General features: G+C 72.9%; 11 protein-coding genes. 1 reads left to right on the top strand and 10 read right to left on the bottom strand.

The genetic code is table 11. The features are described 5' to 3' along the window. Positions 1-86: 86 nt before the first annotated feature. From BCD49_RS12425 to BCD49_RS12385, 10 genes are all read right to left on the bottom strand, one after another. Entirely contained in the window at positions 87-992 is a 906-nt protein-coding gene (locus BCD49_RS12425; protein ID WP_007511419.1) for a hypothetical protein, read from the bottom strand. Between the two features lie 5 nt (positions 993-997). Next, positions 998-3604, bottom strand: a complete 2607-nt coding sequence (locus BCD49_RS12420; RefSeq protein ID WP_051466207.1) for a hypothetical protein — start codon at positions 3602-3604, stop codon at positions 998-1000. Beyond that, positions 3601-3762 carry a hypothetical protein gene (locus BCD49_RS43515; RefSeq protein WP_157845199.1) on the bottom strand — a complete coding sequence of 54 codons (162 nt, stop codon included), beginning with the start codon at positions 3760-3762 and terminating at the stop codon, positions 3601-3603. The genes BCD49_RS12420 and BCD49_RS43515 overlap by 4 nt, the downstream gene beginning before the upstream one ends. Positions 3763-3769: 7 nt before the next feature. Further along, the gene (locus BCD49_RS12415) at positions 3770-5026 is read right to left on the bottom strand and encodes a class I SAM-dependent methyltransferase (protein ID WP_007519981.1); all 1257 of its coding nucleotides are present in this window, start codon (positions 5024-5026) and stop codon (positions 3770-3772) included. A gap of 337 nt (positions 5027-5363) precedes the next feature. Next, positions 5364-5930 carry a dTDP-4-dehydrorhamnose 3,5-epimerase family protein gene (locus BCD49_RS12410; RefSeq protein ID WP_007519983.1) on the bottom strand — a complete coding sequence of 189 codons (567 nt, stop codon included), beginning with the start codon at positions 5928-5930 and terminating at the stop codon, positions 5364-5366. Next, positions 5930-6955 carry an NAD-dependent epimerase/dehydratase family protein gene (locus tag BCD49_RS12405; RefSeq protein WP_071041502.1) on the bottom strand — a complete coding sequence of 342 codons (1026 nt, stop codon included), beginning with the start codon at positions 6953-6955 and terminating at the stop codon, positions 5930-5932. Before BCD49_RS12405 ends, BCD49_RS12410 begins: the two co-directional genes overlap by 1 nt. A 405-nt stretch (positions 6956-7360) precedes the next feature. Continuing rightward, on the bottom strand, positions 7361-8650 hold the full coding sequence (tyrS, locus tag BCD49_RS12400; RefSeq protein ID WP_007519986.1) for a tyrosine--tRNA ligase: 1290 nt from the start codon (positions 8648-8650) through the stop codon (positions 7361-7363). 64 nt (positions 8651-8714) lie between these two features. Beyond that, positions 8715-10064, bottom strand: a complete 1350-nt coding sequence (locus tag BCD49_RS12395; RefSeq protein ID WP_007519988.1) for a S8 family serine peptidase — start codon at positions 10062-10064, stop codon at positions 8715-8717. Positions 10065-10294: 230 nt separating this feature from the next. Next, positions 10295-11191 carry a glycosyltransferase family 2 protein gene (locus tag BCD49_RS12390; protein WP_027140410.1) on the bottom strand — a complete coding sequence of 299 codons (897 nt, stop codon included), beginning with the start codon at positions 11189-11191 and terminating at the stop codon, positions 10295-10297. A 242-nt stretch (positions 11192-11433) separates the two neighbouring features. Next, complete coding sequence (locus BCD49_RS12385; RefSeq protein WP_007519991.1) at positions 11434-12843, bottom strand: glycosyltransferase family 2 protein; 1410 nt, start codon at positions 12841-12843, stop codon at positions 11434-11436. A gap of 274 nt (positions 12844-13117) precedes the next feature. On the opposite strand from BCD49_RS12385, the gene BCD49_RS12380 reads away from it, so the two are divergent. Continuing rightward, on the top strand, positions 13118-14335 hold the full coding sequence (locus BCD49_RS12380; RefSeq protein ID WP_035927145.1) for a glycosyltransferase family 4 protein: 1218 nt from the start codon (positions 13118-13120) through the stop codon (positions 14333-14335). The last annotated feature ends 87 nt before the right edge of the window (positions 14336-14422 follow it).

Below are 14422 nucleotides of genomic sequence, written 5' to 3'. Positions count from 1 at the left end.
TGTGAGCATAGCCCAGCCGGCCGAGGCACAAATCGCCAGGGCGGCAACACCCCGCCAATCCCCGGGAGTTCGCGCGTGGACGCCGCCTACTTCAACGCGGCGTGCATCCACTCCTCGACGGACCGTACCTCCGCCTCCCAGTCGGTGCCCGGAGCGAGCTGCCCCTCTTCCATGTGCGTCGCCAGGTCCGGGTCGGGCGCGACCAGGACGCGCCGGCTGTGCTCGGGCCGCGTCAGCGCCACGGCGTTGAGCGTGCTGCGCACCCCGGTCAGCGCGACCCGGCGGGCGAACCGCTTCACGGCCGGGTGCTCGTCCGGCTCGTCGAGCGGCTCACCGCCCAGCTCCGAGAGGCCGAACGGCCGGTAGCCCTGGTAGGCGAGACAGGTCGCGTGGTCGAAGGCTCCGCCGACGAAAGGCGCCGTCCGCAGCAGCCGCTCGTCCGCGACGATCGTGTGCACCCAGGCACCGAAGGTGCTGGTGGAGCTGACGGCCCGGTACCAGCGAGCCCGGCCGATCGGCACGGCCTCGTCGTCGCCCTCGGCGCGGTCCAGCGCCGAGATCGTCGGACGCCGGCGGGTCGCGCCGGGAGCGAACCGCAGCCGGCTGTAGATGGTGAAGTAGTCGGCCTCGGGCAGCTTGCCCGCGGCGGCCACGACGCCCGCCAGGGCATCGGCGGCGTAGAGATAGTCGTCCTCGGCGAACCACACGAGATCGTTCTCGGCCCAGCCGCGTTGCCGAGGGAGGCGCAGCACGAGTCGGTAGGACGAACGGTTGCTGCCGCCCCTGATCGGGAGCACCTCTCCCGCGCCCGACATCATCGCCAGTCGTTCCGGCGGGATCGGCCCGTCGTTCGCGAACACCACCTGAGTGGGAATATCGACGTTCTCCACCGCGCGCAACAACGAGGCCAACGCGAGAGTCTTGCTGTAAAAACTCGGCCGGTTCTTCGCGTTCTCAGAACCGACCGATCGGCAGACTACGTACAGCCGCATGTGACTCACTCCACGCTCAGGTGCTTTGATGCCGGCGCGCCGCGTCCCTGACCGGGCCGCTGGTCCCGGTCCCGCTCGCCGCGCCGGTCCCGCCGGTCGCTGTGCTCCAGCCGGTCATCCACCCGGTCCGGCTGGTCTCCCCCGGCCCCGGGATCGCGGGGCCCTTGTCCCTGCGCGGCCTGGGTCTCGTCCCACGCCTGCTCGGCCTCCTTCGCGGCGCGGCCGAGCAGCCGGAACCACGCCGGCACCATGACCCAGTTGGCCGCGATAAAACCGATCACCGCGCCGGTCCCGCCGCCGACCAGCGCGCCGATGACCGGGTAGAGCAGAAGCTGCGGCGCCATGATCACGTTCAGGCGGAAGGTGTCCTTGGCTCGGCCGAGAGCGATGAGCATGCAGCTCACCCCTACTGTGGACGCCGCGCCAGCCTGTTGGATGATCGAAAGCCCCAGCAGGTGGTGCGTCCCGGCCCAGGTGGGGCCGAGCAGATGCTCGCCGAGTGGCATCCCGCCGGTCTCGATCTGACCGAAGACGAGGAAGGCCAGGCCCCAGACGATGCCCATGGCGGCGACGGCCGCGGACAGCAGGTAGGCCGCACGCACCCGGGCGGCGGCCCTCATGTCCTTGCGCTGGGAGAACTCCGGAATCGCCCAGCTGACGATGCCGATCGCGAAGATCGTCGTCGGGCCGAGCACGGTCTGCACGCCGCGCAGCGAGCCGAGCAGCTCGATCGTGCTGATGGCACCGATCACCAGCAGGGTGGTGTTCAGCGCGCCCTGCACGGTGACGAACTCGGCCGCGAGGTAGCCGTTGATGTCCCGGTGCTCGCGGACCCAGTCCAACGCGCGGCTGGGGGCGGGCCAGAACCCGGCCTGCACCACGCCGATCAGGGCGGCCACGGCCGCGGCCGCGCCCCAGGCGAGCAGCATCGGCGAGGCGAGCGCGACGTGGCGGACCAGAAGCACGGCCACGCCGACGATCTGGACGACGCCCCAGACCCCGTCGTTGGCCGCCGCCGCCGCCGGGCGGCCCTGCGCGAAGAACACCTGCCGCCACAGGTCCTGCACGAGCAGGCCCGGCAGCACCACCGCGAGCGTCACGAGCGCCGTGCCGACCGCGCCGCCCAGCAGCGCGCCGACCACCGCGCAGCCGAACCCGGCGATCAGGCCGAGCACAAGCGCCGAGCCGGTGGCCTTCGCCGCCGCGGCCGAGAACACCGACCGCGGAGCACCGGAGTAGCGGATGCCCAACGGCTGACCGCCGGTGGCCTTGGAGAACCCGATGACGACGGCGAACACCGCGAAGGCGGCCGAGAAGGCGCCGAACTCCGACTTGGTGACCTCCCGCGCGACGATGAACATCAGGATCGAGTTGGTGCCGCTGGAGATGAGCTGGTCGAGCAGCGTCCACATGGCGCGGCTGCGGACCGAGCCCTTGGCCGGCGCTTTTTCTTCGCCGCGGGCCCAGGTGGCCGCCGCGGGCTTGCGCGGCTCCTCGACGGCGTCCAGGTCGCGCAGGCCCAGCTCGTCCCCGCCGTCCGCCGGTGGCCGCCGGCGGTGCCCGGCCGGGTCGCGGTGCAGGAGCTGGGTGCCGTCCGAATCGGCGCCGGTCCGGTCTCGCCCGTGCAGCCGGGCCGTGGCGTCGGTGCGGCCGGCCGCGTCCTGTTCCTCGAGCCGGCGGCGCAGCGCGGTGAGGTCGATCGTCTGGGTGAAGCTGTTCATGAAGCCGTTTTGGAAGGGCTGAGGCAGGACGTGGTCCTCGCGCGAGCGAGCGGGTGTCTGTTGCCCCTCCTCCCGCGGCCTGCCGGTCCCGGTCCGGCGGTGGGGGTGGGGGTGGGGGTCCTGCCCGTCCCGCGGGCGTCCCGCGGCCGGTCCGGCCGGCGAGGCGGGCTGGCCGCCCTGGCGCCCCGGCTTCCGCGCGGCCGCGGGCACGAACGACTCGGCGGGCGGCGGCGCGGTGGTGGGGACGGCGCGGCGCGGCGCGGCTCCATGATCACCAACCGGGCGCTGGACGCGGGTGCGCTCCCCACGCGCGTCGGCGCGGGAGATCACCTCGGTGCGCTCGGCGGCGGCCGGGCTGCTCGAGCGCACGTCCGGACGGGAGATCACCTCGGTGCGCTCTGGGGCGGCAGGACTGCTCGGACGCGCGTCCGCGCGCGAGATCACCTCGGTGCGCTCGGCGGCGGCCGGCCCGTCGGGGCGCGCTCGGCCGGCCCGCTCGGCCCGCCCGGACCGGTCAGGCGGCTCCGGCCGGTCAGGATTACGAGGTGGCTCGGGCGGGTCGACCTGGGCGGGTCGGCGGGGCCCGCCCGGCCGGACGGGCCGTCCGGCCCGCGGATCGTCGTCGCGGGGGCGGGCGTCGTCGCGGGCGTGAACGTCATCACGGGCGTGAACGTCATCACGGGCGCGCGCGTCGTCGCCGCGGGCACGCGGCGGCTCCCCCGGGCCGGCGGGCGCCGGCGGCCGCTGCCCGGCGGCGGGCCCGGGCGCCGCCGCGCCGCGCGGCTCCACCTCGGGCGTCCAGGGACGGCCCGCGGGAGCGTCCCGCCGTGAGCCGTCCGGCTGGGGACGCCGGGGCCGCTCCCGGTCGTCCTCGATGTCCAGGTCGGTCACGGAGAGGCACCGCGCACGGTGACGACCGGCCGGGACGCGGGTGCCTGCGCCGACGCGTGGTGGTGGGGGTGCGCGCGCTCCCCAGGCCAGCGCCGCGGGCACTCGGCGGGCCGCTCCTCGAGGCCGGCGAACACGGTGGCCCGCCTCGTGGTCCTCATCCGCGGCCTACAGGACGACTGGGCGCGGCACGGGGACGATGAACTTGCCGCCACGCGCCGCGTACTCAGCCTGCTGCGCCATGATCTCGTTCTTCACGTTCCAGGCGAGCAGGAGCAGGTAGTCGGGCTGCCGCTCCGCCAGGGCCTCGGGCGGCAGGATCGGCAGCCGGGCGCCCGGCATGTACTTGCCCTGCTTGTGCACGTTGCGGTCGACCACGAAGTCGATCAGCTCGGTGTCGATGCCGGTCGAGTTGAGCAGCGTGGCGCCCTTCGCGGCGGCGCCGTAGGCCGCGACCGTCTTGCCCTGCGCCTTCAGGTCCGCCAGCAGCGCGCGCAGCTGGTCCTGCAGCTCGCGGACCTCGGCGCCGAAGCTGCCGTATCGCTCGAACGAGTCCAGCCCGGCGGCCCGTTCGCCCGCCAGCACGCGCGCCACCGAGTCATCCGGCGCCGCGGCGCCGGACCGGCCCGCCCGCCAGCGCAGCGTCCCGCCGTGCAGCTCGGGGAACTCGGTGACGCTGACGAGCTCGAGGCCGTGGCGGCGCATCAGCGCCTCGACGGCGATCGTCGAGAAGTAGCAGAAGTGCTCGTGGTACACGGTGTCGAACTCGGTGTGCTCGAGCAGCGCGCGCACGCCTGGGTTCTCGACGCTGACGATGCCGTCATCCTTGAGCAGGATCGAGAATCCCTCGACGAAGCTGTTCAGGTCCGGCACGTGCGCCATCACGTTGTTCGCGATGATCACGTCGGCGCGCAGGCCCTCGTCGACGAGACGCTGGGCGAGCTCGGCGCCGAAGAACTCCTCCCGCGTCGGCACGCCGATCTCGCGGGCCGCCGCGGCCGGGCCCGGCGTCGGCTCGATGCCGAGCACCGGGATTCCGCGCTCGACGAACGCCTTGAGCAGATAGCCGTCGTTGCTCGCCACCTCGACGACCAGGCTGTCCGGCCCGAGGTTGCGGCTCTCGATCAGGTCGATGACCTGCTTCTCGGCGTGCCGGACCAGCATGTCGGAGAACGACGAGAAGTACGGGTAGTCCTCGTCGAAGATCTGGTCGGCCGGCAGCACGTGCGTGAGCTGGACAAGGGCGCAGCTCTCGCAGAAGCCGACCTCGAGCGGAAAACTCGGGTCGACGGCGTCCAGCGCGTCCGCCCGGACCAGCCGGTTGGCGATCGGCGTCGCACCCAGCGACAGGAACAGCCTTGGCCGCTCGCCCCCACACGACCGGCAYGTCGTCACCTCGGTGGCCGCGGCCGCTTCCCCTGCCATGCGCTCCCCTGCCTTGTGGGCCCGGCTCGGTGGCCCGGCCGGACATTCGGTCTCGTTGCTCGTCGTCTTACGGCTCGGCGCTCGGCCGAGACCGGTAGGTTGGCCTCGCGGTGCCCGGACCCTTGGCCCGAGCGCCGCATCCGCCGACTATCCGACCAGACAGATGTGACGATCCCACTAACTGACGGGCACGACCTGCGAGCCACGCGCGCCCGTCAGGCGTGTGGCCTGGACCCTCTCGCGACGTCATGGTATCGCCCGTCTCTCGCTGGCCCGGGAAGGCACATGCCGAGTACAAGGGCGACTCGCCCGGTACCGGCCGGGACGCGGAAGGTGGCTACGCCTGCCTGACGCCCACCTCCGCGGCGGCGGCATCCGCGGCCAGCAACGGCCAGGACCGGTCCTTGTCGGAGATCACGCTGACCGGCAGCGGCCAGTCGATGCCGAGCACGGGGTCGTCGTGACGCAGCCCCCGGTCGTGGCCCGGCTGGAAGGGCACGTTCATCTGGTACGTGGCCTCGGTGTCGTCCGCCAGGGTCTGGTAGCCGTGAGCGAGGCCGGCGTCGATGAACAGTGCCCGCCGGTTGTCCGCCGTCAGCTCGACGGCGACGTGGCGCAGCCAGGTCGGCGAGCCGGGCCGAGTGTCGACGATCACATCGAGCAGCGCGCCCCTGGTCACCCGGACCAGCTTCGTCTCGCGCACCGGCTCGCCAGCCCAGTGCATGCCGCGGACCGTCCCGGCGCGCCGGTTGTAGGCGACGCTGCACTGGGCGACGTCGACCGCGAGCCCGGCGGCGGCGAACTCGTCCCGGCAGAACGTCCGGGCGAACAGACCGCGTTCGTCGGTGAACGACTCCACGTCGACGATGAACACCCCGTCGATCTCGGTCGGGGTGATGATCATCAGTATGTCCAGAAGAGGTCGGCGTCGAGCTGCTTGGTGGCGATGAGGTACTGCAGCTGCTTGAGCCGGGTGTGACCGCGACCGGTGAACGTCGCCTCGTCGAGATCGATCCTCGAGAACACGTCATACAGCTGCTGGGCGCCGCGCAGCGCGTTCCAGTCGCACGAGAAGCCAGGCAGCTCGGCGTGGATCTTGTCGAAGTTCACCCGGTAGCTGCGGTTGTCCCCACCGCTGTCACCGAAGGAGAGCTTGCAGCCGGTGAAGACCRTCGCGACGGCGTCGGCGATCTCCTTGACCTGGTAGTTCTGCGAGCTGTCGCCGACGTTGAAGACCTGGTTGTGCACGGCGTCACGCGGCGCGGCCAGCACGCACTTGATCGCCTTGGCGATGTCCAGGCCGTGGACCAGCGGCCGCCACGGGGTGCCGTCCGAGGTCATCGCGATCTCGCCGGTGGTCCAGGCCACGCCGGACAGGTTGTTCAGCACGATGTCGAACCGCATCCGCGGCGAGGCGCCGTACGCGGTCGCGTTCCGCAGGAAGGTCGGAGAGAAGGTGTCGTCCGCCATGGGCATGACGTCACGCTCGACGAGCACCTTGCACTCGGCGTACGGCGTCTGCGGGTTCACCCCGGACCGCTCGGTGACGTCCTCGCCGGTGGCCACGCCGTAGACGCTGCAGGAGGACATGTAGATGAACCGCTCGACACCGGCCTGCTTGGCGAGGGTCGCCAGGCGCACCGAGCCCTGGTGGTTCACCTTGTAGGTGACGTCGGGTGCCAGCGCGCCGAGCGGGTCGTTGGACAGCTCGGCCATGTGCACGACGGCGTCCACCCCGGCGAGGTCCTCGACGGTGAGGTTGCGCAGGTCCTTGTCCAGGGTGAGCGCGGTCCGGTCGGTGCCCCGGTAGAGCCAGCCGAACTTGTAGTAGCCGGTGTCGACGCCGATTACGTCGTGGCCGGCGCGAAGCAGCTCGGGCGCCAGCAGGCTGCCGAGGTATCCCTCCGTGCCCGTGACGAGCACCTTCATGCGCGAGTCCTCCCGCTACTCCAGGGCGCCGCGGCCCCCATGCCCCCCAGCCACGTGACCGGACGGCCGCGGCCCGCTGGGCTGTTACTCCACATCGGCCGGATGTCCGGACACGCGCCACCACGGATGCGCGCCGCTGGCTCAGGGCACGGCCGATGTCCCGACCAGAACCGTACCGACCGGCGCGACGGCCGCCGCGACCGCCGCCCCCCAAGCGGTGCCCAGGTCGCGAGACCATCACGCTGCGCGGCAGCGACGACGGTCGCCGGCACCGGACCTGCTGGTGGCCAGGGTGACACCGGCAGCGACGCGTCCCACGGCGGCCCGGGCGGGAGACAACGCACGGACCACGAGCCGGCCGGTGGCGGATCCGGTAAGGGCTCACGCCGCCGGCGAACCAGCCGCCTAGGAGAACCGGACCACGCGCCACTCGCGGCGGCCGCGGCGCACGAGGATCACCGAGCCGTGCAGCAGGTCGGCGGTGACGAGGGTCGCCGCGGGGTCGGCCACCTTGGTGCCGTTGACGAGGACGGCGCCGTTGCCCAGGTGCTCGCGAGCGTCCCGCCTGCTGCTGGCGAGACCGACGGCGATCAGCAGGTCGACGACCGGCCAGCCGTCCCCCTCGAGCCGGGCGGCCGGCTCGTCGATGCTGGGCACGTCGGCGAACACGTCACCCAGCATCTGCGGGCCGATGGCGCGCACGTCCCCCCGGAACAGCGCCTCCGAGGCCGCCTCGGCCGCCTCCGTCGCCGCCTCGCCGTGCACCAGCGTGGTCATCTCGCGGGCCAGGTGGCGCTGCAGCGCCCGGCGCGCGGGGGTCTCCGCGTGCTGGGCGAACAGCTTCTCCAACGTCTCCCGGCCGGTGAGCGAGAAGAACAGCGCGAACCGGCGGGCATCCTCGTCCGAGAGATTGATCACAAACTGGTAGAAGGTGTACGGCGAGGTGCGGTCGGCGGAGATCCAGACCGCGCCCTTCTCGGACTTGCCGAACTTGGTGCCGTCCGAACGCAGCAGCAGCGGGCAGGTGATCCCGTACACCGGGGTGCGCAGCACCCGGCGCACGTAGTCGATGCCGGCCACGATGTTGCCCCACTGGTCGGACGCGCCCATCTGGAGCGTGACCCCGTGGTCCTCGCACAGCCGGCGGAAGTCGTACGCCTGCAGCAGCGCGTAGCTGAACTCGGTGTAGGAGAGGCCGATATTCGGGTCGTCCAGCCGGCGGCGCACCGTGTCCCGCCTGGTCATCTCGCCGACCGGGAAGTGCTTGCCGACGTCGCGCAGAAACTCGATCATGCCGAGCCGGCCGAGCCAGGCCGCGTTGTCGACGAACTGCGGCATCTGCTCCGGCTCGAGGGCTCGCGCGAAGATGCCGCGCATCAGCTCCTGATGGCGCGCGACGTTCGCGGCGACGTCCTCGGCGGACAGCAGAGTGCGCTCGACGGACTTCCCGGAGGGGTCACCGATGAGGCCGGTGCCACCGCCGAAGAGCACCACCGGCGCCACGCCGGCTCGCGCCGCGCGAATCAGCAGGGTCATCGGCAGCAGGTTGCCGATCGTCAGCGACGGCGCCGTCGGGTCGAAGCCGATGTAGACACGGCGCGCGCCACCGTCGAGATGGTCCCGCAGCTCGGCGGGATCGGTGCTGTCGTGGATCAGCCCACGCCAGGACAGCTCCTCCAGTAGCGCGCTCGTCATTCCCCCATGCTACCGAGCCGGTATCGGCAAGATCGGCTTCCCCACCGGGCGACGGGCCGTCCCGTCAGGACCAGGCGGCCCCGCCGGGCGGTAGTGGGGTGCCGCGGCGGCGCAGGGCCATCCTCGCCACGAAGGCGCCGATGCCGACCGCCATGCCGGCGAGCACCGCGGCGGCGAGGCCACCCACCCAGGCCAGCACGCCAGGGCTCGAGTCCCCGCCCGCCCCGGCCAGGCCCGCGGGGGCGCTCGTCGCGGCGCCCGGGGCCGCTGGTGTCGGCACGGCGGCGCCGGTGCCTCGTTCGCCGGCCGCGCCCGCACCCACCAGGGCATCCTCGTCGGTCTTCAGCGGGCCGGGCTCGAGCGGGGCCGGCGTGACCAGCAGCGGGTTCGTGGCGACCTGCAGCGGCACGGCGCGCAGCGCGGCGACCGGGTCGACGACGCCGAAGCCGAACCACTCGTCGCGCCCCGACGGCCCCTTGTCGTCCGCCGTCCTGACGAGCAGGTCGATCACGCTCGGCGCGCCCAGCTCCGGATGCTCGGCCCTGACCAGCGCGACCACCCCGGCGACGATCGCGGTCGAGTTGCTGGTCCCGTCGGCGGTCTGGGCGCCGCTCGGGGACAGCGCCGCCGGGACGGGCGCGCGGATGCTCGGCGCCGGAGCGGCGAGCACCGCCAGCGGGCCGCTCGCCGAGCCGTCCCAGAAGTCACCGCGGGGGTTCGAGCCGGTCACCGCGATGACGCCGGGGATGTTCGCCGGCGAGTTGATCGCGTGGTCCGCCGGGTCGTGGTCGTCGGAGTCGACGTTGCCCGCCGCGGCGACCACGACGACGTCGCGCGCGAGCGCGTAGCGCACGGCCGCCCGCTCGCCGGGCTCGGGAGGGCCGGAGGACCCGAGCGACAGGCTGATCACCTTGGCGCCCCGGTCCGTCGCCAGCCGGATCGCCTCGGCCACCTCGTCGGAGTCGGTCTCCCGGCCGGTGGAGATCGAGAGGATCTTCGCGTCGGGCGCCACGCTGGCGAACCCGGTCGGCTGGCCGCCCGGCCCGACGGCGCGGGCGGCGACGATGCCGGCCATCGAGGTGCCGTGGCCGTCGGGGTCGTCGTCGCGCAGCCCGTCCGCCGCCGCGTCCGGGCCGATGCCGAGGCCCGGCAACAGCTGGCCGGCAAGCGCCGGCACGGTCGCGTCGACGCCGCCGTCGACGATGGCCACCACGACGCCGGCGCCGGTCGAGATCTGGTGCGCCTCGTCGAGCCGCAGCGCGCTCACATACCACGGGCCGTCCCCACGCTGCGTGGCGAGCGCGGCACCGGCGAGGCCCGGGGCCAGCAGCATCCCGCCGGTCAGTGCCGTCGCCAGCAGCCCGGGCAGGACGCGGCGCCGGGGCCATCGGGCGTGGGCGGGCGCGGGTGGCACGGGCGCGCCCCCTTCGGCGAGCGGCGACGGAGCACCGCGAACCGCGGACACCTCCTGGTTTCCGGCAGTTTTCCACAACGGGGGCACCCAGGAGACGACCGGTCTCGAACGTGACATCCCGCCCAGGCGGAGCGGACGACAAGCGGACGACAACGAGACCAGCGGGCGCCTCGGAATCCAGGCTCACCTGAGAAGTTCAGGCTCACCCGGAACCGGCCGCCGATTCGGCCTCAGGGCTTGGGCGGTCCGACCAGCAGGCCCTTGATGTACGCGGCATGTTCCTGCGCCGTCGACGTACGGCCGCGGGCGCGAGACAACATGGTCCGGCCGGCGTAACCGGCGACCAGCAGGGATCGCATCGCGTTCACCCTGCCCGGGGCGTTGTGCTTGCGCATGTACCGGATCATCGAGGCGCCGCGCATCTGCAGCATCCAGGTCTTGGCCGCGCCGGAGCCACCGGCGCCGTGYGGCACCAGCAGGTCGGTGCGCAGCTTCTGGCGCAGCCCCGCCTCCCGGATCGCCCGGCCGAGCGCCATGTCCTCGTTGTAGACGTAGAACGTCTCGTCGAAGGCTCCGAGGTCGAGGAAGGTCTGCCGGCGCACGGCCATGCAGGCGCCCGTCAGCCAGTCGGGCTCCATCGCCCGGCCGGGCACGGGCCTCGCGAACAGCGCGGACGACGGCGCGAGCTTGTGCGCGCCTAGGACGTGCAGCAGCACCCTGCGCGGGGTGGGCTCCCAGCCGCCGTTGCCGAGCTCCGGCTTGCCGTCGAGCCCCTTCATCGTCGCCGCGCTGGTGACCAGGGTCGGATCCGCGCGCAGGTCGTCGACCAGCGCCTCGATGATCTCGACGGTCGGCCGGCTGTCGGGGTTACCGAGAATGACGTACTCGTAGGCYGACGACCGGATGCCCATGTTGGCGGCCTTGGCGAAGCCCTTGCCGCCGCCCGAGTCGAGGTAGCGGCCGTTCGGGCGGTCCGCCACCAGCTCGTGGATCCGGTCGGCTCCCTTGGCGTTGTCGATGATGACGACCGGAATGTCCAAAGGAAGGCCGGCAAGCATCTGTTCGAGCTGACCACGGCTGTGGAAGCTGACGATGACGACCTCGTACGCCCACTGTGGATCGGCCACCGGCTCAGTCTGCCAGGCCGCCTTGGCGAACCCGTCGACGGCCGGTCCGTGCTCGCCCGGGCCCGCCTGGCGGTCGCTGACCCACGACGGCCGCAGGCCCGGCTCCTCGCCCGAGGTCTCCGCGCGCCTCGGCACCGCCGGTTTCGCCCCGGCGGTCTCGGCGTCGTGCTCCCCCGCGGTGGTCCACTGGTCGGTCACCGTCACAACTCCCTAGTGCGCCGTCCGGCCTTCCTGCCGCCGGCCTACTGCGCCGGCCCGTACGTCCGCGCCTGCCCCTGCGGCCGCGCGGAACCGATGCCACCCTTGTACTCGCCCTGCTCGAACGCCTCGGGGTCGTAGATCCGCCCGGACCCGAAGCCCGGGGGCAGAATGATCGGGCCCGTCGCCGCCGCCTCGGGGCCGATGACCGGCTCACCCGCGTCGACGGCGCCCCGCGTGGTGGGGGCGGCCGGCGCGGCGCCACCGCCCGGCGCGGGCTCCTCGCCCGGCGCGGTCAGGGCGGGCGCCCCCGCCGAGGCAGGGGCCAGCCGCTCCGGCTTCGGCCAGACCGCCGGCCGGTCGTGCGCCAGGAAACGGCGCACCCCGCCCAGTGCCACCGCCTGCAGGAAGAACACCTGCGCGGCGAGCCTGGTCGGGCCTGGCGGCGTCCTGCCCACCGCGAGCGCGCCGGCGCTGGTCGCGCCGACGACGTTGCCGGCGAGGAACAGCCGCGCGGCCCAGCTGTGCCGCGCCGCCGGGACACTCATCGCCACCAGCGCGACATGCGCCATCGGGCCGAAGGAGGAGCGCACCACCCGGTGCCCCCACAGCTGCGGGGTGACCTGCAGCGCCCCCGGCGCCATGGTCGCGCGCCGCCGCCACATCATGTCGAGGTTGCCGGCGACGATCCGCGTCCGGCGCTCCCACTCCTCGGAGTAGGTCGGGCTCGACGTCTCGATCGAGTACGCCTCGGGCTCGTAGATCACCCGCAGGCCGCTCTCGAGGACGTCCAGGGCGAGCCAGGCGTCGTCGACCGCCGTGTCACCGGGCAGCTGGCGGAAGGCCTCCCGCCGGAACGCCAGGAACTCCCCGACGACGCCGATGGTCGCGCCCGTCGCCGACTCGCAGCGCTTGAGCCAGGACTCGAACTTCCAGTAGAAGCCCTGCGCGCCCTGCGGGTCGTCGACCTGCTTCTCGCCGGCGACGGCGCCGACGGTCGGGTCGCCGAAGTGCCGCATGGCGGCGCGCATCGCCCCGGGCGCGAGCGCCGCGTTGGCGTCGGTGAGCAGCACGATGTCGCTGGTGGCCGCCGAGACCCCGCGGTTGACGGCCCGCGCCTTGCCCAGCCGCTCGCCGGAGGAGAGCACCCGCACCCCGGCGCGCCGCGCCGCGGTGGCGGTGTCCTCGTCGTCCGCGACGACGATGATCTCCATGGAGCCCGGGTAGTCGGTGGCCAGCAGCTCGTCGAGCTTGGTGCCGATGACCGCGGCCTCGCGGTATGCCGCGACGACGACGCTCACCGACGGCCATTCGTCCGGGTCCGTCGGCGTCTCCGGGGTGAGACCCCTGCTCTTCAGCCCGATGTAAACCGGATACAGAACGTGACCCCAAAGGGTCGTCGCCCCTAGAAGGGCGACGGTGGCGCCACGGCCGAGGGCCCGCACTCCTGCCATGACAAGTAACCGTAGCTGCCTTGGGTTACCAGGGGTCGATGGGGGCGTCGCGCGCCGCGCCGCACACGGACAGATGTGTTTCCGGACACTCACGGAGATCGCCGCGGATCCAGCGCCACCAGCCAAAGCCGCCCGACGGGCGGCGATACCGCGCCGCGTCGCCCAGCCTGCCCGCGCACGGACCGCGAGCCGTGGATGACAGCACTCGGGACGGACAACATCCCGAGGGGATGGGCCGGTAGGCACCACTTGCCCGCGGGCTACAGTGAGCGCCGTGAGCGACGCCGAACGCTGGATCGTGGTCGTCGAGGAGCCGTTCCTGCCGGCCGACGCTGGCGGGCGGGTCGAGACCTTCGGCTTCCTGACGGCGGCCTCGAACGCCGGCATCCGCATGCAGCTGCTGGTTCCAACCCGCGACGAGCTCGATGTCGAGGGATATGAGGCGGCCGTCCCCGGTGCCGCGGTGATTCGGCTGCCGCGAGACTCCAGCCCACTGGCCCACCTGCGCGCGCAGCCGTACATGTACGCCTCCCGGCCGGTCGGGTCGCTACGCCGGGCGCTTCAGGCCACCCCGCCGCGGGCGGACGCCGTGATCAGCTACAGCTACCGGGGGTCGCATCTCGGCGAGGAGATCGCCCGGATCTGGCGCCTCCCGCACCTGGTGCGGGCGCACAACATCGAGTCGGAGTTCTTCAAGGCCCTGGCGCGCAGCTCCTCCGGGCCGCGCGCCGCCGCCTACGAGATGGAGTACCGCAAGCTCCAGCTGGCCGAGCGGACGCTCTACCACTCTCCGCTGGTGACCGCGATCGGCGACATCTCGATCGAGGACCACCTCTGGCGCAGCGAGCGGGCGAGCGTGGCCACCTTCCACCTGCCGCCGTTCCTGCCTCTCGACGTGCTGGCCCCGGGCGGCACGTCCGCCACCGGCTCGGACGAGCCCCGGCGGGCGCCCGCGACGCTGGTGTTCGTCGGCTCGCTCGACACGCCACCGAACATCGAGGCGCTGCACTGGTTCGTCGACAACTGCTGGGCCGGCATTCGCGCGCGCTACCCGGACGCGGTGTTCCAGGTGGTGGGCCGTCGGCCGGAGCCCGGTCTCGCCGACTGGCTGGGCGGCGTCACCGGCGTCGAGCTGTACACCGACGTCCCGAGCACCGACGAGTACGTGTCGGCGGCGACGGTGTCGGTGAACCCGATGCGGTCCGGTTCCGGGGTGAACATCAAGGCTGTCGCGGCGATGGCGCTCGGCACGCCGGTGGTGAGCACCCGTACGGGCAGCCGGGGGCTGAGCTGGGAGGCGGGCACCCACCTTCTCGTCGCGGACGAGCCGGCGTCGTTCGTCGACGAGGTCTGTGGACTGATCGCCGACCCGGACCGCGCGCGGCTGCTCGGCCGGTCCGGCCGCGCCTACGTCCTGCGCAACCTGGGCCACGAGGCACTGCTGCGGCGCATGCGCGACCAGCTGCCGCCACCCGAGAGGGGCGCGTCCTAGATATCCCACGGTTCTAACTGTCAAGCGGCGATCTTCTGGTCGGTCTGGCTGGGCCAGGCGGTGGCTTCGTCGTAAGGGGTGTGGTGG

Origin of the sequence: Pseudofrankia sp. EUN1h, assembly GCF_001854645.1 — a bacterium.
GTDB lineage: Bacteria > Actinomycetota > Actinomycetes > Frankiales > Frankiaceae > Pseudofrankia > Pseudofrankia saprophytica.
The sequence above is the reverse complement of the archived record's forward strand: the minus strand, read 5'-3'. Positions and strand labels throughout refer to the sequence as shown.